Below are 21,519 nucleotides of genomic sequence, written 5' to 3' on the forward strand. Positions count from 1 at the left end.
ATGACCACCACGCCTCCGTCCCCCGGGGTCGAGCCGGCGTACATGCCCGCCCGGCGCCCGCTGCGCGAGACTCCCGAGGAGCTGCGCGCCCGCATCCCCGGCTGGGGCGTCGACCTGGACCCGGCCGACCGTCCGTCGGTGCCGCGCCTGCGGTTCGACCCGGACGCCACCGGCGCGCACTGGGACTTCCCCGCACGCCAGCCGGAGGAGCGCCCGCGGGAGCGGTCGATCGAACACGCCATGCTCACCCCCGCCTTCGGCACGGCGCAGCCGCTCCACGGCCTGTCGGGCGCGGTGCGGCGCCTGGCGTACCAGCGGTTCAGCGAGGGCCGTGCGGCGCACTGGCTCCTGCTCATGGCCGGTGACCGGGTCGACGTGGCCGAGAGCCGGGTCACGGCGCTGCTGCGGGGCCGGCCGGACAACCTGGTCGCCGAGACCGGGGTGCGGGCGGAGGTCTCCCGCCACGGCTGGTCGTCGCGCGTCGGGGCGCGCCGGACCGACGTCAAGCACCAGGCCCTGGACCCGCTGATCGTCGCCGGGCCGTGGGTCCTGGGCGGTGCGGCGGTGTTCGCCGTCGTGCGCCGCATCGTGCGGGCCCGACGGCGCTGACCTGGTCCCCCGGACCTGGTCCGGAGGAGGTGCGGGTGCACGTCGTGACCACGGCGGCCGGTCGCCTCCTCCGGCCCAAGCCGCCTCTGGTCCGGCTCAGCCCTCGCGCGGGCGCGACGACGTGGCGATGACGGCGCGGTCCACGAGCCACGCGAGGGCGAGCGCGGCACCGAGCACCGGCTGCCCGAGCGTCCACAGCCATGCCCCCGCCCCGAAGAAGAGCACCAGCTCCACGAGCACCCGCACCGTCTCCGACGGTCGGCGGGGAGCACGCGGTGACAGGTAGGTGGCCCACAGCGCTGCGACGACGACCGGTGCGAGCGACGCTGCCGCCCACCGCCAGCCGTGTGGCACCACCGTGGCCCAGGCGCACCAGCCCACGGCGACCAGCATCGCGATCTCGAGGAGGAACCGCAGCACCATCGCGACGCCGCGCACGACCTGGTGCTCGACGTCGAGGGCGCACCCCAGGTCAGGGTCGGCCCCGTGGACCGACTCCCGTGGCTGCTCCGTCGCAGACATGTGGCGACGGTACTCCTCGCTCCCCCGGCGTGCCTGCCGAGCACGGCGCTGTCGGCCGCGACGTGTACGGTCTCCTCCGGCCGGACCAACCGGTCAGAGCGGACAGGCGGTGCGAAAGGGGCGCGGCAGGCATGATGGGTGGGCACCACGCGGCGAGCGGGGCCGCGGCCTGGGTCGCCGTCACCTCCACCACGCCGATCGCCTTCGGCTGGTACCCGGTCTCCGAGGTGGGGGTCATGACCGGGGCCCTGGTGTGCGCCGGTGCGGCCCTCCTGCCGGACTCCGACCACCACTCCGGCACGATCGCCCACTCGCTGCCCCCGGTCTCCGAAGGGGTCACGAAGTTCGTCGCCAGCATCTCCGGCGGGCACCGCGGCGCGACCCACTCGCTGCTCGGTGTGGCGGTGTTCACCGCGATCGCGTGGGTGGCCGGCATGGTCACGCTGCGCACGGAGACGTTCGGCGACGTGCTGGTGGGTCCCGGCATCATGGCGGTGCTGCTCATCGCGTTCGCGATGCGGGCCCTGCGCCTGACCCGCAAGGGCACGGTCTGGCCGTGGCTCTCCTCGCTCTCGCTGGCCGCGCTCGTCGCGGTCTTCGCGCCCGAGGAGTGGTACTGGATGCCGTTCTGCGTGGGGCTCGGCTGTCTGATGCACCTGCTCGGGGACCTGCTGACCACCCGGGGCATCCCGCTGCTGTGGCCGTTGCGCGTCCGTTCCCCGCGCTGGGTGCGCCGCTACCCCGTGCTGCCGTTCGACGACGTGTGGCGGGCCGGGGGCAACCTCGCCGTCCCGCTCCTGGGCGACGCCGGCTCGTGGCGCGAGTGGGTGGTCATGACACCGGTCAGCATCTACGCCGTGGTGGGCGTGGGCTGGGCCGCGCTGGACCAGATGGGGTTCGAGACCGCCCCCGTGTGGGACTCGCTCGTGCAGTGGAGCATCGTCACGTGGGGGCAGCTGCTGGGCGGCTGACACGGCCCGGCCGGCGGCGACCCGCTACCCTCCCACACGTGACGACGCCTCAGGCCCCAGCCGCTGCGCGACAGGACGTCGAGACCCGGCCCGCGCTGCGCGGCGGCGTCGTGGCGCTCGTGGCCGCGGCGGTGCTCGCCGTCCTGCCGTGGCGGCTGGCTGCTACGACCGAGCTCCCCGTCGTGACCGTCTTCGTGGTCGCTGCGGTTGGCCTGTGCTTCTGCCTGAGCGTCGTCTCGCGGCGGTGGTCACGAGCAGCGTGGGCGGTCTACGCGTTCGCCACCGTGTGGGGCGTCTGCGTCACCTTCTTCCTCACCGGCCTGCTCCCAGACCTCTGACCGCACCTCTCAGCGGAAGTCGCGGGAGCGCCCCTGCACGGGCAGGCTCAGGGGCGCCAGGTGCTCGGCGACGAGGTTGGCGGCGCCGTCGGCCTTCTCGACCCGGCCTCGCACCACCATGGCCTGCGCCCCTCGGGCCACGGTGCGGAACCGCCTCCATAGGCCGGGTGAGCAGACCACGTTGAGCAGTCCTGTCTCGTCCTCGAGGGACAGGAACGTGACGCCGCCCGCGGTGCCGGGCCGCTGCCGGTGGGTGACCACCCCGCCGACGGCGATGCGCCGGCCCGCCTCCGTGGCCGCCGCCTCGACCACGGTGACGGCACCTGCGCGGCGCAGCCCTTCGCGCACCAGCTCCACGGGTGAGGAGTCCGGGGTGATGCCGGTGGCCCATGCGTCGGCGACGACGGTCTCGACCTCCGTCATGCCCGGCAGGGCGGGAGCCGCCACGCCCACCGACACGCCCTCCAGGGTGCCCGGCCCCTCCTGGGACAGCGCGCCGGCCGCCCACAGGGCCTCCCGGCGGCTCGCTCCCAGCGACTCGGTGGCGCCCGCGGTGGCCAGCGCCTCGAGCTGCGCGGTGCTGAGGTCCACCCGGCGCACCAGGTCCCGCAGGTCCCGGAACGGACCAGCCTCCCGTGCGGCCACGATCTCCTCCGCCTTCTCCTGACCGATGCCGCGCACCTGGGCGAGCCCTTGGCGCACCGCGAGCCGCAGGTCGGGGTCGGGGCCGTGCTCGCGTGCGGGCGAGCGCGGCAGCGGTGTCGTCTCGGGCGGCAGGGCTGCGTCGCCGGGCAGCCGTTCGGTGGCCGCGAGCGCCCGGGAGGCGTTGAGGTCGGGGCGTAGCACGGTGACGCCGTGGCGGCGGGCGTCGGCGGCGAGGGACTGCGGGGAGTAGAAGCCCATGGGCTGGGCGGCGAGGAGCCCGGCGTAGAAGGCGGCCGGGTGGTGCACCTTGAGCCAGCTGGAGGCGTAGACGAGGAACGCGAAGGAGTAGGCGTGCGACTCGGGGAAGCCGAAGTCGGCGAACGCCTGGAGCTGGGTGTAGATCTCCTCGCGCAGCTCCTCCTCGATGCCGCGGTCGGCCATGCCCTGCATGAGCCGGGCGCGCAGCCCGCGCATCTTCTCCTTGGAGCGCTTGGCGCCCATGGCGCGGCGGAGCAGGTCGGCCTCGGCCGCGCTGAACCCGGCGAGGGTGGTGGCCATCTGCATGAGCTGTTCCTGGAACAGCGGCACCCCGAGGGTGCGGGCGAGCGGTGCGCGCAGCAGCTCGTGCGCGTACGGGACGTCCTGCGGGGCCATGCGCCGGCGTTGCAGGTAGGGGTGCACGGAGCCGCCCTGGATGGGGCCGGGGCGGATGAGGGCGACCTCGATGACGATGTCGTAGAAGTTCCGTGGCTGGAGGCGGGGCAGGGTGGCCATCTGGGCGCGGGACTCGACCTGGAACACCCCGACGGTGTCGGCGGCGCACAGCAGGTCGTAGACGGCCGGGTCTTCCGGGGGCAGGGCGTGCAGCTCGAGGTGCTCCCCCGTCTGCCGCTCGACCTCCTCGAAGGCGTAGCGGAGGGCGGTGAGCATGCCGAGGCCCAGGAGGTCGAACTTCACGAGGCCGGCGTCGGCGCAGTCGTCCTTGTCCCACTGCAGCACCGTGCGGCCTTCCGCGCGGGCCCACTCCACGGGGCACACCTCGATGACGGGGCGGTCGCACATGACCATGCCGCCGGAGTGGATGCCGAGGTGGCGGGGCAGGCGCAGCATGCGGTGGGCGAGGTCGATGACGTGAGCGGGGATCTCGCCGTCCTGCTCTGCTGACGGCGGGCGGCGGAAGGGGACGACGTCGTGGGCGTCGTCCGAGCGTGCACGGCCGGGGCCGAGGTCGCGCCGGTCCGCCTCGTCCTTGGCCAGGGGGTCGACCAGGGGGTCGGTGGCGCGCGGGCCCCACAGCGCTGACCGCTGGGCGTCCTTCTGCGCGGTGCGGGTCGCGACGGGCGGTGCGGCCGCAGCGGCGGCCGGAGCAGGGGCCACCGCACCGGGGTCGCCGGTGCCGTCCGGGGCGTCGTCCGGCTCCAGGTCGCGCAGCGGCCCCCACTGCTCGATCGACTTGGACCAGGCGTCCTGCTGCCCGACGTCGTACCCGAGCGCCCGTGCGGCGTCGCGCACCGCGGACCGGGGGCGGTAGGAGATGACGTTGGCGACCTGGGCGGCGTGCGTGCGCCCGTACCGCTCGTAGACGTGCTGGATGACCTCCTCGCGCCGCACGGACTCGATGTCGATGTCGATGTCGGGCGGGCCGTCGCGCTCGGGGGCGAGGAAGCGTTCGAACAGCAGGCCGTGCCGCACGGCGTCGACGGCGGTGATGCCGAGGGCGTAGCAGACGGCAGAGTTGGCGGCGCTGCCCCGCCCCTGGCAGAGGATGCCCTGGCGGCGGCAGAAGTCGACCAGGTCGTAGACCACGAGGAAGTAGCCGGGGAAGCCGAGCTGCTCGATGACCTTCAGCTCGTGGTCGATCTGCGCCCACGCGCCGGGCACGCGCTCGTGGTCGCGCTCGCCGTAGCGCTCGACGGCGCCACGACGCACCAGCTCGCGCAGCCAGGAGACCTCGTCGTGGCCGTCCGGCACGGGGTAGGGCGGCAGGTTCGGGGCCACGAGCCGCAGGTCGAACGCGCACTCGGCACCCAGGACGGCGGCGGTGGCCACGGCCTGCGGGTGACCGTGGTGGAGCCGCAGCATCTCCTCGGCGGAGCGCAGGTGCGCGGTGGGCGCGCCGGGCAGCCAGCCGTCCATGGCGTCCAGGGAGCTGGTGGCGCGGACGGCGGCGAGCGCGGCGGCGAGGTCGGCGTCCCGGGGGCGGGCGTAGTGCGCGCCGGTGGTGGCCACGAGCGGGAGCCGGGCGTCGTGGGCGAGACCGGCGAGAGCGGCGTGCAGGTCGGCGTCGCGCGGGTCACCCGTGGCGGTGATCTCGACGGCCACGTTGTCGCGGCCGAACAGGGCGGTCAGGCGGTCGAGCTCGCGGCGTGCCCCGGCCTCCCCCTCGGCTCGCAGGGCGCGTCGCACGGAGCCCTTGCGGCACCCGGTGAGCACCAGCCACTCGCCGGCAGACTGCTCCCCCAGCCGTTCCAGGTGGTAGGAGGCCTTGCCCTTGGTGCCGGCCTCGAGGTGCGCGGTGGCGATCGCACTCGACAGGTTCCGGTAGCCCTGGGCTCCCCGTGCCAGCACGAGCAGGTGGTCGGCCCGGGGGTCGGGCACCCCGGTGGGAGGGTCCAGCACGGGAAGGGTGCTACCGCCCGGCTCTGCGGGCACGGGCAGGTGCAGCTCCGAACCGAAGATCGTGGGCAGCTTCAGGCCCCGGGCGGCGATCGAGAAGCGCACGACGCCGTACAGCCCGTCGTGGTCGGTCAGGGCCAGCGCGCTCAGCCCGAGACGGGACGCCTCGGCGGCGAGCTCCTCGGGGTGGGAGGCGCCGTCGAGAAAGCTGAACGCCGAGTGCGCGTGCAGCTCGGCGTACCGGGGCCGGTCAGTCATAGAGGGCCTCGATCCGCCAGGCACCGGCGGTGGCGGCCAGCAGCATCCCGCGGCCGTCGTCGAGCAGCACCTGCAGCAGCACACGTCGGCTGCCGCCGTCGGGCGCCCACCACCGCTCGGCGAGCGGCCAGGGCCCGGCCCAGCCCACCACGGCCGACGCCGTCCCGAGCGGCACCGGCAGGCCCGCCCACCGCGGACTGACAGCGTCGGCGGGCAGCAGCGACCGGCCTCGCACCCGTGCCGCAGCCGCAGCGTCACCGGGCGGGGACGCGTGCTGCCGCCCCACCTCATCGACGAGCACCACCCGGGCGGGCGGTGCGCTCACAGCCAGGCGCGCGTCGATGACGACGTCACCCCCGGCGGCGTCGAGCACCCGCACCGGGACGGGCTCGGGCAGCAGCGTGGCCGGCGCCGGCGCCGGCAGAGCTCCCGGCCAGGGCAGCGTGGCGTCGCGCGCGGGCTCCACGTGCTCGCCGAACGGCACCAGGTGCACACGGTCGCGCGGGTCGCGCCCACCCTGCACCCTGACCGTGAGCACGGCGTCCCCGCCCAGCAGACCCTGTACCCGGCCCAGCGCACGGTGCGCCCGCACGTCCTGGCCGGCGTCCGCCCCCCAGAGGCTCGGCTGGTGCGTCCCCGCGGGCACCACCTCCTCGGCCGCGAGCGCCAGGTGCTCGATGGGGGCCACGTCAGCGTCACCGTCCAGGCCGCGGCGGGCCGCCGCTGACGTGAGCCACCCCTCCAGCTGCCAGCGCACGCGGTCGGTGATGCGTGCGGCGCTCATGCCGCCGGTGGCGGTGTCGTCGGTACGCCACACCCGTTCGAGCGTGGCCTCCTGCGTACGGGCCGTGATGCGCAGGCGTCCGCACGCCAGCCCACGGTGGGTGAGCAGGGCGTGCAGCTCCTCGGCCAGCCGGCGGGCGGCGAACGTGGCGACGTCGACGCGCAGGGCGGGCGGGTCGAGCTCGGCGCCGACGGCGAGGTCGGCCTCGACCCGGCGGCGGGCTGGCGGGCGCACGTCCTCGCCGCGGGCCAGCCGCTGCGCCCACGCACCCAGGTCGCCGAAGCGGCCGTGCACGCTCGTCGCCGGGAGCGCGGCGAGGTCGCCCAGGGTGCGCACGCCCAGCCGCCACCACAGGTCCACGACCTGCCGCACGGCGGCCACGCCGCCCGGGTCGGTGACGGCGTGCAGCAGGTCGGCAGCGGGGCGCGGGGCCAGGAAGGCGCGGGAGCCTCCCGGGGGCACGACGGCGTCGGCCCGGGCGGCGAGCACGGCGGCGAGGCCGCCGTCGGCCACGCCCACCTGGCACTCGAACCCGGCAGCAGCCACGGCATCGACCAGCGCGGCAGCCAGGGCGCGCTCCGAGCCGTGATACCGCACGGCGCCGTCCGCGGGCAGCAGCAGCAGACCGGGGCGCGCCACCTCGATGCCCGCCACGACCGTCTCGGCGGCCACCGCCACCGGTTCGAACTCGCGGGCGTCGCGGGCGTCGTCGGCGCCCAGCAGCACCAGCTCCGGGCAGCGTTCCTGGGCCTGGCGCCGGAGCATGCCCCGGCGCACCCCGTGAGCACGGGCGACGGCGGAGACCGCCACCACCCCCCGGTGGGTGAGCACCGCCGCCGGGACGTGGGCGTCGACGCCGGTCACGGCCATCGCTGCGACCACCGGCCAGTCGGGCACCCACAGCACGGCGGTGCGGGTGGAGCCTGCAGCCGTGACCCGGGCGTCCGAGGTGGCCGGTCCTGGCCGGGCCGCGACCGTCCGGGTCGTCGGGACGTTCACGCGACCACCTGCAGGTGGGGTGCCGCACCGGCCCGCGGCTCCTGCGTCTGCTCGGCGCCCGTCAGCGCCACCTCGGGCAGCACGGCGCCCGCCACCAGCGGCACCTCCACCTCCAGCTCCACAGGCCGGGCCGCCGCCCCCCGCCCGGTGCGCAGCACCTCCAGGGTGCGGCGCCGCAACCAGCCTGCGCCCTGGTCGACGCCCCACCAGCCCCCACCGCGCGCGTCGAGGCTGACGTGCGCTCCAGGCCACGACGTCGTCGGCACCAGCACGGCACCGCGCTCCCGCGCCCGAGCGGCCAGGCGGCGCCGGTCGCCGTCGAGCAGGACGGCGCGCGGACCGGCGACCACCACGTCCATGCCGTCCAGGAGGGCTGCCATCACCGCGGGAGCGTCCGGGCCCGGGTCAGGCACCAGCGCGACGCGCTCGAGCGCCATCCCCGCGTCGGCCGCCGCGAGCATGCCCACCGCAGGCGCGCCGACGAACGCCACCCAGGCGCCGTCGGCCGAGGCGGTGGCGAGCAGAGCCAGGAGCAGCGACGTCGACCCCTGGACCGCCACGGTGCCGCCCACGGGTAGAGCGCCGCCGGGCAGGAGACCGGCCAGGCGAGGGTGCACCGGCAGACGCCGTCCCTGTTGGGGCAGCGTCTGCCGGGCAGGCGCCGGCAGGGCGGGATCAGGCAGGGCGGGATGAGGCAGGGCGCGTCGAGCGCCGTCCGCCACGGCGTGCCCCGCAGAGTCCGCCCCAGGGGCTGCCCCAGCGCCCACCCCAGGGGGTGTCGGAGACGCCGGGCGCAGCGGCGCCGCCTGCTGCAGCGGGTGCCGCACGCCCGTGCGCTGCTCTGCCGCGCGGAGCGCTGCCAGAGCCTGGGCGTGCCGGTCGACCGCCACGATCCCGGTCATGGGGACCCCCTTCCCCGCGGTGCGGCGCTGTGGAGCTCGCGCCGAACACCTGTTCGAACACGTGTTCTAGTGAACGTCCCCGTAGGCTCCGCTGTCAACCGCGCGAGCACCTGCCGAGAAGGGGGTGGCGAGACCCTCGCCACCGGGGCACGATGGCGCCATGAGTCTCGAGCGCCCCTATCCCCCGGACCCGTACTCGCTGCTCCCCCAGGTCCCCTCCTTCACCCTGACCAGCCCTGACATCACCGAGGGGCAGCGCCTGGACACCGCCTTCACAGCCGACGGCGAGGGAGTCTCGCCCGCGCTGGAGTGGTCGGGATTCCCGGAGGGCACGCAGTCCTTCGTCGTGAGCGTCTACGACCCCGACGCGCCCACGCCGTCCGGGTTCTGGCACTGGAACGCCGTCGACGTGCCTGTCACGACGACGGCGCTGCCGCGCGGCGCCGGCGCCCCGGACGGCTCCGGCCTGCCCGCCGGCGCCTACCAGGTGCGCAACGACGGCGGCGAGCCCGGTTTCACCCCGGCCGCGCCGCCCCAGGGTGACCACGAGCACCGCTACTACTTCGCGGTGCACGCCCTGGACGTGCCGCAGCTCGGCGTCGGCCCGGACGCCTCCAACGCTGCCGTGGCGTTCAACGCCGTGTTCCACACCCTGGCGCGGGCCGTGCTCGTGGCCACCTACCAGCGGTGAGCACGTACCCCGACCTGCCCACCCTCGGCGGCCTCGCCTGGGCGCCGGCCCTCGACCACCCCGAGCTGCTCGCGACCCCGACGGCCGCGGTGCTGCGCGCGTGGGCGGAGGCCGAGCCCCGGGTGGCCGCCGAGGTGGCGGTGGCCGAGATCGACCCCGACCACGCGGACACCGCGACGCTCAACGAGGTGCACCAGCTGCCGCCGTCGGCCAGCGCGAACTGCGTGCTGGTGGGCGGGCGGCGCGGCGAGGCCGAGAAGATCGCGGCCTGCGTGGTCCGGGCGACCACGACCGCCGACGTCAACCGGCTCGTGCGCAAGCTCCTCGACGTGCGCAAGGCGTCGTTCCTGCCCATGGACCGCGCCACGGCCGAGTCCGGCATGGAGTACGGCGGCATCACCCCCGTGGGGCTGCCGCAGGGCTGGCGCGTGCTGCTCGACTCACGAGTCGTGGAGCCTGGCTCCCTGGCGCTCATGGGCTCGGGCGTGCGCCGCTCCAAGCTGCTGGTGCCGGGCGATCTGCTGGCGACCCTGCCGGGCGCCGAGGTGGTCGAGGGCCTCGGGATCGAGCGGTGATCCAGGCGATCCCGGGGTGCCACCTTCCGCGGCACCGCCGCCGGTGGGCACGGTCGAGCAGCCTCGCCGCAGCCGCCCCCGACTCAGCGGGCCAGGAGGCCCGCAGGGTCAGATCTCGGCCTTGCCCCGGCGCCAGTAGCCCATGAACGCGACGGACTTGCGGTCCACGCCGCACTCCCCCACGAGGTAGCGGCGCAGCGTCTTGATGACGCCGGCCTCGCCGGCCAGCCACGCGTACAGCACCGCGTCCTGGGCGAGCGGCTGCCCGTCGGTGCCGACCGGCACCTCCCAGAGGATGTCGTGGTCGATGTCGACGTCCTCGAGGTCCACGGGCTCAGCCGGCGTGGCGGTGGACGGGCGCACCCCCATCGCGAGCAGGCGGTCGGCGGCGTCCTGGACGGCGGGCACCAGCAGCTCGCCGTGCTCGCGGCCGTCACGGCCGAGCCAGTGCACTCGCACGCCCTCAGGAGCCACGAGCGTCCAGCGGTCCTCCGGGTGGGGCACCTCGAGGTAGACCTCGCCGAACGCGTCGTCGGGCAGGGACTCGCAGATCGCGGCGATGGCGGGGACGGCGGTCTCGTCGCCGGCGAGCAGCAGCGCGTGCGCCTGCTGCGGCGGGGCGAACTCGAGCCCGCCGTGCGCGCCGTCGTAGGCGGCGTTGGGACCCATGATGACCAGCGGGGATCCGGGCTTGGCACCGTTGGCCCAGCGTGAGGCGGGGCCGGTGTCACCGTGCAGCACGATGTCGACGTCGACCTCGTTCATGTCCTGACGCACGGCGCGCACGGTGTAGGTGCGCAGCGGGTTGCGGCGCTCGTCGGGCAGCGCGCGCCAGGAGCTGAACCAGTCGGGGTTCTGCCGGTCCAGGTACTCCCAGCCGCCGCACGGGGCCGGGAGGAGGAACTTGATGCGCTGGTCGCGGCCGTTGTCCGCGAACTCGTGCAGGTCCTCACCCGTGAAGGTGATGCGCACGAAGGACGGGCAGAGGCGGGTGACGCGCGAGACCTCGACGTCGAACATCCGCCAGGGCTGGACGGCCGGGGCGGCCTGCTGGGTCGTCTCGTCGGTCGTCGTCACGCAGGTAACCCTAACCTCACTGAGCCCACACTCAAAGAGTGGCCTGCGTCACATCGCACCCCGAGATGGCGTCTCGCCTCAGGCGCGCGTGGCCCAGAACGCCACGGCTGACGCCGCCGCGACGTTGAGCGAGTCCACTCCCCCGGCCATCGGGATCTTCACGACGACGTCGGCGGTCGCGATCGCAGCCTCGGTCATGCCGTGCCCCTCGGTGCCCAGCACGAGCGCGAGCCTCTCCGGCGGGTCGGCGGCGAGGTCGTCGAGCGAGACGGCGTCGTCGGTGAGGGCGAGCGCGGCGACGGTGAACCCGTCCTCCTGCAGCTCGCGCAGCCCGCCGGGCCACGACTCGAACCGGGTCCACGGCACCTGGAACACCGTGCCCATCGACACGCGCACCGAGCGCCGGTACAGCGGGTCGGCGCAGCGGGGCGAGACGAGCACCGCGTCGACCCCCAGGGCGGCGGCGCTGCGGAACGCCGCACCCACGTTGGTGTGGTCGACGACGTCCTCCAGCACCGCCACCCGCCGCGCCCCGGCGCCGCCGCGAGCCCCGGTCACGAGCTCGTGCACGGTGGGCAGCACGGGCCGGTGCATGGCCGCGAGCGCCCCGCGGTGCAGGTGGAACCCGGTGATCTGCTCCAGCACGGGTTCTTCGGCGACGAACACGGGGGTCCCGGCGGGGACGGCGTCGGACGCGAGCACGTCCTCCAGGGAGTCGAGCCACTTGTCGGCCATGAGGAACGAGCGCGGGGTGTGCCCGGCCGCCATCGCCCGCCGGATCACGGTGGACGACTCGGCCATGTAGAGGCCCTCGGCCGGTTCCCGGGCCGTGCGCAGGCGCACGTCGGTGAGGCCGGTGTAGTCGTTCAGGCGGGGGTCGGCGGGGTCGGTGACGCGGACGACGTCGGGGCTGGGCACGGGGTCATTCTCCCAGGCGGACGGACACCTCCTGTGCGCCGGGAGCGTCCAGCTCGAACGTGGCGGGGCCGGCGTCGGCGCCGGTCTCGGCGGAGATGCGGTACTCCCCGAGGAACCCGGAGAGGCGCACGCGGCCGGCGTCGTCGGTGCGCAGCGCCGTCGGGCCGGTCCACCACTCTCCCTTGACGAGGGACCGGAGGCGGTCGAACGCGGGCTTGCGCGTGCCGTCGGCGCGCAGCAGGCCCCCGGGCGCGTTGAGCCACATGCCGCGGTCCGAGAGCCCCCAGTAGGTGGTGGCCTGGACGGCGGGGTGGGCGAGGAGGGTGCGGTACCACTCCTCGATCTCGTCGGCCTGGCGCTCCTCGCCCTCGGGGGTGGAGGGCCACTCGTCGACCTGCCAGTCGTTGAGGTCGACGATGTGCTCGGGCATGACGTCGCCGCTGAGCAGGGTGGTCTCGGTCATGTGGATCGGGATGCCGTAGCGGGAGAACCGATCGAGGGTCCGCAGCGTCTTCTCCCGGCCCCAGTAGCCCTGGTGCTGGTGGGACTGCAGGCCGAGGTAGTCGATGCGGATGCCGGCCTCGAGCACGGCCTCGATGAGGCACTCGTAGGCGGTGGACATGTCGAAGTCGTTGAGCAGCAGCACGGCCGACGGGTTGGTGGCCCGTGCCTCCTCGAACGCCATGCGGATGGTCTCGACCCGGCCGCGGGCGCGGGCCAGGGGTGTGATGGCGTTCTCCTCGGCGTCGAAGACCGGCATGATGACGACCTCGTTGATGGCGTCCCACATGTCGATCACGCCGGCGAACGCGGCGACGTCGCGCCGGATGCGCTCGCGCTGGAGCCGCTCGACCTCCTCGAGCGGCCTGCCCAGCAGCCACTTCGGCTGCACGGTGTGCCACACCAGCGGGTGCCCCTTGACCGCGATGCCCTGCTCGCGGAACCAGCGGGCGGCCGTGAGCAGCTCCTCGGTGCGCGTGCGGCCTTCCTCGGGCTCGAACGTGCCCCAGTAGAACGGCAGGGTGGCGAAGTTGAAGACGTCGAACCACGCCTCGGCGAGCCGCTGGTCGTAGGCGGGGTCGGCGCTGGTCCCGTTGGCGTGGTCGACGAGGTCGAACCCGATGCAGCCGAACCCGAAGCGGTGCTGGGTCTGCTCGACCAGCACGTCGGTGTCGGCGAGCGGGGCTCCGTCGGCACCGGTGACCGTGACGACGGCGTCGGCGCGGCGGTGCGCGAGGTCCGGGTCGACGACGTGGTCGACCGGGGGCGTGAAGAGAGACGTCGGTGTGCTCACGAGTCCCAGCCTGCCATGCCGCCCGCCCAGCAGCGAATCGTTTCGAGACTCCGTCCTGGTCCACGGCTCGCCGTCCCGACGGCGGGGCCGGGCGCCACCGCCCGGCCCCGCCCGGAGGTCAGGCCCCGGGCAGCCCCACCGCCGCCGTCGGCTCGGCGTCGTCGTCCACCACCGGCGCCGCGAACTGCGACCGGTACAGGCGCGCGTACGCGCCGTCGGCGGCCAGCAGCGTCTCGTGGTCGCCCGTCTCGACGATGCGCCCGGCCTCCATCACCACGATGACGTCGGCGTCGCGGATGGTCGACAGACGGTGCGCGATGACGAAGGACGTGCGCCCGCTGCGCAGCGCGTTCATCGCCTGCTGCACCAGCACCTCGGTGCGGGTGTCCACCGAGCTCGTGGCCTCGTCGAGCACGAGGATCTCCGGGTCGGCCAGGAAGGCCCGCGCGATGGTCAGCAGCTGCTTCTCCCCTGCGGAGAGGCTGGTGGCCTCCTCGTCCAGCACGGTCGCGTAGCCGTCCGGCAGGGTGCGCACGAACGGGTCGACGTGCGTGGCCCGCGTGGCGGCGAGGAACTCCTCCTCGGTGATCTCCCGCCGCACGCCGTAGCGCAGGTTCTCCTCGATCGTGCCCTTGAACAGCCAGGCGTCCTGGAGCACCATGCCGACGCTGCCGCGCAGCGCGTCGCGGGTCAGGTCACGCGTGTCCACGCCGTCGAGCGTGATGCGCCCGCCGTCCACCTCGTAGAACCGCATGAGCAGGTTGACCAGCGTCGTCTTGCCGGCACCGGTGGGGCCCACGATCGCCACGGTCTGCCCGGGTTCGGCGACCAGGTCGAGGTGCTCGATGAGCGGCTCGTCCGGCACGTAGGAGAACGAGACGTCCTCGAACGCCACGCGCCCGCGCACCCGCTCCAGCCGCACGGGCTCCTGCGGGTCGGGCTCCTGCTCGGGGGCGTCGAGCAGGTCGTGCACCCGCTCGATCGAGGCGACGCCGGACTGCAGCAGGTTCATCATCGACGCGATCTGCGTCAGCGGCTGCGTGAACTGCCGCGAGTACTGGATGAACGCTTGGACGTCGCCCAGGCTCAGCTGCCCGGAGGCGACGCGCAGGCCGCCCACCACGGCGACGATCACGTAGTTGAGGTTGGCGAGGAAGCCCAGCGCCGGCTGGATGGTGCCGGAGATGAACTGCGCCTTGCGCGAGGCCGTGTACAGCGCCTCGTTCTCGTCGGCGAACCGCGCCGCCGCGGCGTCCTGCTGCCCGTAGACCTTGACGAGCGCGTGCCCGGTGAACATCTCCTCGATGTGGGCGTTGAGGCGCCCGGTCGAGGCCCACTGCGCCACGAACTGCGGCTGGCTGCGCTTGGCGATCTGCGCCGTGACCACCACGGACAGCGGCACGGTCACCAGCGCCACGAGAGCCAGCAGCGGCGAGATGGAGAACATCATCGCGAGCACGCCCACCACCGTCAGCACCGACGTGACGAGCTGGGCGAGGGTCTGGGTCGTGGTCTGGGCGACGTTGTCGATGTCGTTGGTGACGCGCGAGAGGATCTCGCCGCGCTGCTGCTTGTCCACGTGCGACAGCGGGATGCGGTGCAGCTTCGCCTCGACCTCGTCCCGCAGCCGGCGCACGGTGTTCTGCACCGCCACCGTCATGATGCGCGCCTGGAGCCAGCCGAAGAGGAACGCTCCCAGGTAGACGGCGAGCACGAGCATCAGGATCTGTGCGAGGTGACCGAAGTCGATGCCCTGCCCGACGACGACGTGGTCCATCGCCGCGATCATGTCCGCCATGCGGTCCTGACCCTGGGCTCGCAGGCCCGCGACAGCCTCGTCGACGGTGGTGCCGGGCGGCAGGCTGCGCCCGAGCTGGGCACCCACGAACCCCTCGAAGATGACGTTGGTGCCCTCACCGAGGATGCGCGGTCCCACGACGGTCAGCGCCACCGACACGATGCCGCACAGCGTCAGCCAGACGACGCGCGCCCGCTCCGGGCGCATCGACCGGGCGAAGCGGCGCAGCGACCCGGTGAAGTCCATCGGCTTGGCGACGGGTGCGCCCAGCCCTCCCATCGGGCCGCCGTGGCCGCCGGGACCGCGCCGCGGGGGCGCGGCCTCGGTGGCTGCCGGTGCGGCAGGCCGCTGCTCCGGCGCCGAGCCGTCCGCTCCCTGGGGAGCCTTGCCGTCGGTGCTCATGCCGCCTCCTCGAGGGACATCTGGGAGGAGACGATCTCCTGGTAGGTCTCGTTGCCGGCGAGCAGCTCGGCGTGGGTACCGCGCCCCACGACCCGGCCGTGGTCGAGCACGAGGATCTGGTCGGCGTCGCGGATGGAGGCGACCCGCTGGGCGACCACGATGACGGTGGCGTCCGCCGTCCGGGGCCGCAGCGCGGCCCGCAGCCGGGCGTCGGTGGCGTAGTCGAGGGCGGAGAACGAGTCGTCGAACAGGTACACCAACGGACGGCGGACGACGGCGCGAGCGATGGCCAGGCGCTGGCGCTGGCCTCCGGAGAACGTCGTGCCGCCCTGAGCGACAGGTGCCTCCAGGCCCCCGGGGAGCGCCTCGACGAAGTCGCGCGCCTGCGCCACCTCCAGCGCCTCCCACATCTCCTCCTCGGTGGCGTCGGGCTTGCCGTACCGCAGGTTGGAAGCCACCGTGCCGGAGAACAGGAACGCCTTCTGCGGCACCAGCCCGAGCAGGGAGCCGAGGTCGGCCGGGGCCAGGTCCCGCACGTCCACGCCGTCCAGCAGCACCCGCCCACCGGTGACGTCGAACAGGCGGGGCACCAGGTTCAGCAGCGTCGTCTTGCCCGCACCCGTAGAGCCGATGATCGCGGTCATGGTGCCGGGCTCGGCCGTGAAGGTCAGCCCGGACAGCACAGGGGCGTCGGCGCCGGGGTAGCGCAGCTCGACGTCCTCGAAGGTGACCTGGCCGCGCGGCCCCGCCCCGCCGGCCAGGTCGGCCAGCGGCACGGACGACGACGGCGCCACCACCGACGTCTGCGTGCCGAGCACCTCGCCGATCCGGTCCGCGGCGACGGCGGCGCGAGGCACCATCATCACCATCATCGTGGACATCATCACGGCCATGAGGATGTACATCAGGTAGGAGAGGAACGCCGTCAGGGAGCCGACCTGCATGCCGCCGGACTCGATGCGCTGGGCGCCGAACCACAGCACCGCCACGCTGGACGCGTTCATCACCAGCATGACGGCCGGGAACGCCAGCGCCATGAGCTTGCCGGCACCCAGCGACGTCTCGTAGAGGTCCTGGTTGGCCGCCCCGAACCGCTCGGCCTCGCGCCGCTCGCGCACGAACGCCCGCACCACGCGCAGCCCCGTGATCTGCTCGCGCAGCACCCCGTTGATGACGTCGATGCGCCCCTGCATGGCACGGAAGTAGGGCACCATCCGCCACAGCAGCAGCCCCATGGTGACGCCCAGCACCGGCACCACCAGCAGCAGGAGCGCGGACAGGCGAGGGTCCTCCTGGAGCGCCATGATGACGCCGCCCACCAGCATGATGGGCGCCATCACCATGATGGTGAAGGTCATGAGCACCACCATCTGCACCTGCTGGACGTCGTTCGTGGTCCGCGTGATGAGGCTGGGGGCGCCGAACCGGCCGACCTCGCGGGCGCTGAAGCCCTGCACGGCGTCGAACAGGTCGCGGCGCAGGTCGCGCCCGAACGCCGTCGCGGCGCGGGCGCCGAGGTAGACGGCGCCGACGGCGCAGACCACCTGGCCGAGGCTCACGGCGAGCATCCACCCGCCGGTGCGCCAGATGTAGTCGATGTCGCCCTGGGTGACGCCCTCGTCGATGATGTCGGCGTTGAGCGAGGGCAGGTAGAGCGAGGCGAGCGTCTGGACGAGCTGCAGCACGAGCAGCGCGAGCACGGCGAGGCCGTACGGCCGCAGGTATCTGCGGGCCAGGGTGAAGAGCATCAGCGGTCCTGTGCGGGTGCGGTGGGAACGGCGTCGGAGGTCCCGGCGTCGGAGTTCGGGGACGGGCTCAGCAGCCCGTGCACGAGCGCGTCGGCCACGACCGCGGCGGGCAGGGCCGGCAGCAGGTGGTCGACGCGCGCGTGGGTGCCGGCGATGGCCGACTCGAGCAGGGCGACCGCGACGTCGAGCGGTACGCGCAGGCGGGCCTCGTCAGGCCGGAGCACGGCGTGCAGACCCTTGAGGGTGGCCTGGCGCTGCAGCTCCCGCTGACCGAAGAGCTCCGCTCGGAGCTCCTCCATCCGCTCGTGCGGCACCTCGGCTGCGGCCGTGCGTGCGTGCAGCTGCCGCAGCACGCCCATCCAGCGCACGACGTCGCCCATCCGCGCGCGGCCGAGCTCGATCACCTGCTCCAGCCTCTGCTCCAGGGGTGCCGAACGGTCGACGGCAGCGAGCTCGGCGCGAGTCTCGGCCGGTCGCGACGCACGGCGCAGCCCTTCGATGGCGGCCTCCCCCACCAGGCTGTGCTTGTCGGGGAACACGCGGAACAGGGTGCCCTCGGCGACACCGGCTGCGGCGGCCAGCTCCTTGGTGGTGACGTCCGGGCCCCGCTCGGCCACGAGCGGCATGACGGCGTCGATGACGGCCGCGCGCCGGTCGTCGGGAGCGAGAGGCGCGGCGCGGCGCCGGGTGCTGTCAGTGGTGGCCACTCGCGCACGGTAGATGAGTGAGCACTCACTCCGCAACATCCTGGGCGCAGGGAGCACGACGGCCCCCGCTCGTCAGGACGAGCGGGGGCCGTCGTGGGCCGTCATCGGCCGTCATCGCGTCAGGCGCGTGGCTGGGGGTCCACCGGCGGAACCGGCGGCTCGCCACCGGCCGGGTGCTGGCCGGCCTCAGAGGCACGGTCGAACGGAGCGCCGGAACGGGTGCCCGAGCTCGTCGCGTCGGCCGCGGCCGCCTCAGACTGCCGCTTGGCCTCTCGCAGCGCCTCCGCCGGGTCCGTCAGGGCACCTGCCCCGATGGTCTCCATCCGCTCACGACGCAGGGCCTTGCTCGCCTCCGACTCCTCCCCCGAGGGCGCCGCGCCGTCCGGGTCCGCGGGCACGCCCGGGATGCCGGAACCGCCGAAGCCCTTCGAGATGGAGCCCAGCGCAGCGGTGAACTCGGTGGGCACCACCCAGAGCTTCGAGGCCGTGCCGTTGGCGATCTGCGGCAGCATCTGCAGGTACTGGTAGGCCAGCAGCTTGGGGTCCGCGTCACCGGTGTGGATGGCGTCGAAGACCTGGAGGATCGCACGCGCCTCACCCTCGGCGCGGAGCACCTGGGCCTGGGCGTCACCTTCGGCACGAAGGATCTGCGACTGCTTCTCACCCTCGGCCGTGAGGATCTGCGACTGCTTGACACCCTCGGCCGTGAGGATCGCGGCGCGGCGGTCACGCTCGGCGCGCATCTGCTGCTCCATCGCGCCCTGCACGCTCGCCGGCGGCTCGATCGACTTGAGCTCGACACGGTTCACACGCACGCCCCAGCGGCCGGTCGCCTCGTCCAGCACGCCACGGAGCTGGCCGTTGATCTGGTCACGGCTCGTGAGCGTCTGCTCCAGGTCCATCGACCCCACGACGTTGCGCAGGGTGGTGACGGTGAGCTGCTCGATACCGGTGATGTAGTTCGCGATCTCGTACACGGCCGACTTCGGCTCGGTCACCTGGAAGTAGATGACCGTGTCGATCGACACCACGAGGTTGTCGGAGGTGATGACCGGCTGCGGCGGGAAGGAGACCACCTGCTCGCGCAGGTCCACCCCGGCACGCACCTTGTCGATGAACGGGACCAGCAGGTGCAGGCCCGGCTCGAGCGTGCGGGAGTAGCGCCCCAGCCGCTCGACGATCAGCGCGGTGGCCTGCGGCACGATGCGCACCGCCTTGACCAGCGCCGTCACCACGACGATCAGCAGGACGATCAGGACGAGGTACAACAACCCCTGCCCCGCGTTCACACCTTCCACGAACTTGCTCCCCTCCGACTCGGCTGCTCACGCCGTCGCGACGCGAGGTCCTCCGCCGGCCCGCGCGCTGCGGGCCGGCCCTGGTGAACGGTCCGCAGGCCGGTCCCGGCCCCGGACGCGCCCCCGTTCAGGCGATGCTCGGCGCCCCGGACGGCGAGGCACCTGCGGGACCCTCGGCCCCGCCCGCCTCCGCGTGCAGCGGCGCCACCACGGCGGTGGCGCCCTCGATCCTCAGCACCACGACCTCCGTGCCCGCGGACAGGCTCGCGGAGCCGGGCTTGCCGTCCTCCGGCAGGCGCGCGCTCCACACCTCGCCCACGAGCTTGATCCGCCCGCCCTGCTCGGTGACCTCGCCGACGACGACGGCGGTGCGGCCCACGTGGGCGGCCGCGTTCGTCTCCGTGAGCGGCACACGGTGACGCAGGTGGCGCAGCAGCCAGGGGCGCAGCGTGACCAGCAGCACCGTGGCCACGACCACGGCGATCACGATCTGGAGCCAGAGCGGCGCGCCGGCAGCCTGCGCGGCCGCGCCCGCCAGGGCACCGCCCGCCAGCATCAGGAGCACCAGCTCGAGCGACACCATCTCGACGACCACCAGCACGAGCGCGACGCCGACCCACCACAGCCAACCCAGGTCCATCGTCGACCCCTTCACCTAAAGCCAGGCGTTCACAGACTTTTGCCCGAACTTTACCAAAGAGCCGGGCCGAGAGGAACTGCTGGCTCGAGTGAGCAGGCGGTCAGTGCCGGGCCTGGCGCGCCGCACCCCGCGCGGCCCGCGCCAGCCAGCGGCCACCGCCGTGCGCCACGAGGAGCTCGACACCGAAGGCCGCCGAGAGGTTCTCCGCCGTCAGCACCTCCTCCAGCGGGCCGGCCGCCTGGATGGTGCCGTGCCCCAGGAGCAGCAGGTGGGTGAACCCGGGCGGGATCTCCTCCACGTGGTGGGTCACCAGCACCAGCACCGGAGAGGCCGCGTCCTGCGCGATCTCCGACAACGCGCCGACCAGCTCTTCGCGACCGCCGAGGTCCAGGCCGGCGGCCGGCTCGTCGAGCAGCAGCAGCTCCGGGTCGGTCATCAGGGCGCGGGCGATCTGCACCCGCTTGCGCTCCCCCTCCGACAACGTTCCGTAGGTGCGGTCGGCCAGCGTGTCGACGTCGAACGCGGCCAGCAGGCTCTGCGCGCGGGAGGAGTCCATCTCCTCGTACTCCTCGCGCCAGCGGCCGGTCACCCCGTAGGCGGCCGTCAGGACGACGTCGCGCACCGTCTCCGAGGCCGGGATCCGCTCGGCGAGAGCCGCCGACGACAGCCCGATCCGGGGTCGCAGCTCGAACACGTCGACCTTGCCCAGCGTCTCGTCCAGGATGTGCGCCGTGCCCGACGTCGGGTGCATGCGCGCAGAGACGATCTGCATGAGCGTGGTCTTGCCGGCGCCGTTGGGTCCCAGCACCACCCAGCGCTCGCCCTCGTTCACCTGCCAGTCCACCGAGTCGAGGATCGTGGTGCTGCCGCGCCGGACGGTGACGCCCTTCAGGTCGAGAACCGTGCTCATGACGCCCGACCTTATCGGTAACCTGGGCGCGTGCCCGCCGACCCGACCGCGCTCCCGCGCGCCGCCGTGCTCGCGCTGTGGCTGGCGACCGACGGGGCGGCACCCGGCGTCGTCGTGCGCTGCGTGCAGGGCGACGACGAGCCCCACACCGTCACCGGCCTGCCTGGCTTCGCCGGCGACAGCGCCGGTCTGAAGGACCTCGTCGAGACGTGGACCAGCGGTCCCCGCGAGGTCTGCGCTCCCCTCCCCGCCCCCGGGGACCCCTCGGGCGTCCCCGCCGCCGCGAGCGCCGCGGCCACCGAGGCCGGCGAGTGCGTGCTGGTGTCCACCCGGGGCGGGTCGTGGGCGGTGGTGCCTCGGATCACCGAGTTTGGCTCGGTGCTCGAGCTCGGCCACCTGGTCGCCTGGGACGTGCGGCCCGTCCCCGCCTGGTCCACCGCGCTGGCCGGCGCCGTCGGATCGCTGGCCGACGCCGAGCGCGAGCTGCGCACCTCCCTGATCACGGCGACGGAGGCGCTCGACTCGCTGGACGTCGCGCGCTGGCGCGACGACGCCGCCGACGCCATCGAGGCGGTCCGCAGCTCCTCCACCGACGCGTGGCCGGTGCCCGCTCTCGACGGTCGCCGGGCGCGGGTGCTGCAGCTGGCCACCCGCCTGCTCGCCATCGTGGACCTCGCGACCGACGACGACGGCGGGGCCGTCAACCTGTGGCAGGCGGACCAGCGCTCGACGGCGCTGCGCGAGGTGGAGCGCACCGCCCGCCACGCGATCGCCGCGGCGACGTACGGACGCGTCCCGGCCTGAGTGGCGCGCCTGC

General features: G+C 74.0%; 19 protein-coding genes. 6 read left to right on the plus strand and 13 right to left on the minus strand.

Annotation, left to right across the window (positions count from 1 at the left end; all coding sequences use genetic code 11):
* Positions 1-609 carry a hypothetical protein gene (locus DNL40_RS11490; RefSeq protein WP_245885865.1) on the plus strand — a complete coding sequence of 203 codons (609 nt, stop codon included), beginning with the start codon at positions 1-3 and terminating at the stop codon, positions 607-609.
* A gap of 96 nt (positions 610-705) precedes the next feature.
* On the opposite strand, the gene DNL40_RS11495 is transcribed toward DNL40_RS11490, so the two are convergent.
* Positions 706-1,131 carry a YrdB family protein gene (locus DNL40_RS11495; protein ID WP_111251400.1) on the minus strand — a complete coding sequence of 142 codons (426 nt, stop codon included), beginning with the start codon at positions 1,129-1,131 and terminating at the stop codon, positions 706-708.
* A 131-nt stretch (positions 1,132-1,262) separates the two neighbouring features.
* Here DNL40_RS11495 and DNL40_RS11500 point away from each other — a divergent pair, with 131 nt between their 5' ends.
* Both DNL40_RS11500 and DNL40_RS11505 read left to right on the plus strand, forming a co-directional pair.
* Positions 1,263-2,102 (plus strand): metal-dependent hydrolase, encoded by an 840-nt coding sequence (locus tag DNL40_RS11500; RefSeq protein ID WP_111251401.1) that lies wholly within the window; start codon positions 1,263-1,265, stop codon positions 2,100-2,102.
* 38 nt (positions 2,103-2,140) lie between these two features.
* Entirely contained in the window at positions 2,141-2,440 is a 300-nt protein-coding gene (locus DNL40_RS11505; RefSeq protein WP_146252085.1) for a hypothetical protein, read from the plus strand.
* Between the two features lie 9 nt (positions 2,441-2,449).
* Here DNL40_RS11505 and DNL40_RS11510 read toward each other — a convergent pair whose 3' ends face one another.
* From DNL40_RS11510 to DNL40_RS16775, 3 genes are all read right to left on the minus strand, one after another.
* The gene (locus DNL40_RS11510; protein WP_111251403.1) at positions 2,450-5,959 is read right to left on the minus strand and encodes an error-prone DNA polymerase; all 3,510 of its coding nucleotides are present in this window, start codon (positions 5,957-5,959) and stop codon (positions 2,450-2,452) included.
* Positions 5,952-7,613 carry a Y-family DNA polymerase gene (locus tag DNL40_RS11515; RefSeq protein WP_111251461.1) on the minus strand — a complete coding sequence of 554 codons (1,662 nt, stop codon included), beginning with the start codon at positions 7,611-7,613 and terminating at the stop codon, positions 5,952-5,954. The genes DNL40_RS11510 and DNL40_RS11515 overlap by 8 nt, the downstream gene beginning before the upstream one ends.
* 125 nt (positions 7,614-7,738) lie before the next feature.
* Positions 7,739-8,644, minus strand: a complete 906-nt coding sequence (locus DNL40_RS16775; protein WP_245885867.1) for a hypothetical protein — start codon at positions 8,642-8,644, stop codon at positions 7,739-7,741.
* A gap of 160 nt (positions 8,645-8,804) precedes the next feature.
* Between DNL40_RS16775 and DNL40_RS11525 the strand changes: the two genes are divergently transcribed.
* Both DNL40_RS11525 and DNL40_RS11530 read left to right on the plus strand, forming a co-directional pair.
* The gene (locus DNL40_RS11525) at positions 8,805-9,335 is read left to right on the plus strand and encodes a YbhB/YbcL family Raf kinase inhibitor-like protein (RefSeq protein WP_111251404.1); all 531 of its coding nucleotides are present in this window, start codon (positions 8,805-8,807) and stop codon (positions 9,333-9,335) included.
* The gene (locus DNL40_RS11530; RefSeq protein WP_245885868.1) at positions 9,332-9,910 is read left to right on the plus strand and encodes a YbaK/EbsC family protein; all 579 of its coding nucleotides are present in this window, start codon (positions 9,332-9,334) and stop codon (positions 9,908-9,910) included. Before DNL40_RS11525 ends, DNL40_RS11530 begins: the two co-directional genes overlap by 4 nt.
* A gap of 108 nt (positions 9,911-10,018) precedes the next feature.
* Here the strand turns inward: DNL40_RS11530 and DNL40_RS11535 are convergent, their stop codons facing one another.
* The 9 genes from DNL40_RS11535 to DNL40_RS11575 form a co-directional block, all read right to left on the minus strand.
* Positions 10,019-10,930 (minus strand): siderophore-interacting protein, encoded by a 912-nt coding sequence (locus DNL40_RS11535; protein WP_111251463.1) that lies wholly within the window; start codon positions 10,928-10,930, stop codon positions 10,019-10,021.
* A gap of 135 nt (positions 10,931-11,065) precedes the next feature.
* Positions 11,066-11,905 carry a TrmH family RNA methyltransferase gene (locus DNL40_RS11540; protein WP_111251405.1) on the minus strand — a complete coding sequence of 280 codons (840 nt, stop codon included), beginning with the start codon at positions 11,903-11,905 and terminating at the stop codon, positions 11,066-11,068.
* 4 nt (positions 11,906-11,909) lie between these two features.
* Positions 11,910-13,199, minus strand: a complete 1,290-nt coding sequence (locus DNL40_RS11545; RefSeq protein ID WP_111251406.1) for an endo-1,4-beta-xylanase — start codon at positions 13,197-13,199, stop codon at positions 11,910-11,912.
* Positions 13,200-13,317: 118 nt separating this feature from the next.
* Entirely contained in the window at positions 13,318-15,399 is a 2,082-nt protein-coding gene (locus DNL40_RS11550) for an ABC transporter ATP-binding protein (RefSeq protein ID WP_111251407.1), read from the minus strand.
* On the minus strand, positions 15,396-17,147 hold the full coding sequence (locus DNL40_RS11555; RefSeq protein ID WP_111251408.1) for an ABC transporter ATP-binding protein: 1,752 nt from the start codon (positions 17,145-17,147) through the stop codon (positions 15,396-15,398). The genes DNL40_RS11550 and DNL40_RS11555 overlap by 4 nt, the downstream gene beginning before the upstream one ends.
* Positions 17,147-17,854 (minus strand): TetR/AcrR family transcriptional regulator, encoded by a 708-nt coding sequence (locus DNL40_RS11560; RefSeq protein ID WP_245885870.1) that lies wholly within the window; start codon positions 17,852-17,854, stop codon positions 17,147-17,149. Before DNL40_RS11560 ends, DNL40_RS11555 begins: the two co-directional genes overlap by 1 nt.
* Positions 17,855-17,973: 119 nt before the next feature.
* Positions 17,974-19,152 carry an SPFH domain-containing protein gene (locus DNL40_RS11565; protein WP_111251410.1) on the minus strand — a complete coding sequence of 393 codons (1,179 nt, stop codon included), beginning with the start codon at positions 19,150-19,152 and terminating at the stop codon, positions 17,974-17,976.
* A 127-nt stretch (positions 19,153-19,279) separates the two neighbouring features.
* Positions 19,280-19,786, minus strand: coding sequence for an NfeD family protein (locus tag DNL40_RS11570; RefSeq protein ID WP_179951056.1), 507 nt, complete (start codon positions 19,784-19,786; stop codon positions 19,280-19,282).
* 106 nt (positions 19,787-19,892) lie between these two features.
* Positions 19,893-20,702 (minus strand): ABC transporter ATP-binding protein, encoded by an 810-nt coding sequence (locus tag DNL40_RS11575; RefSeq protein WP_111251412.1) that lies wholly within the window; start codon positions 20,700-20,702, stop codon positions 19,893-19,895.
* 30 nt (positions 20,703-20,732) lie between these two features.
* Between DNL40_RS11575 and DNL40_RS11580 the strand changes: the two genes are divergently transcribed.
* Entirely contained in the window at positions 20,733-21,506 is a 774-nt protein-coding gene (locus tag DNL40_RS11580) for a hypothetical protein (protein ID WP_111251413.1), read from the plus strand.
* The last annotated feature ends 13 nt before the right edge of the window (positions 21,507-21,519 follow it).

Source organism: Xylanimonas oleitrophica, from assembly GCF_003244315.1.
GTDB classification, from domain to species: domain Bacteria; phylum Actinomycetota; class Actinomycetes; order Actinomycetales; family Cellulomonadaceae; genus Xylanimonas_A; species Xylanimonas_A oleitrophica.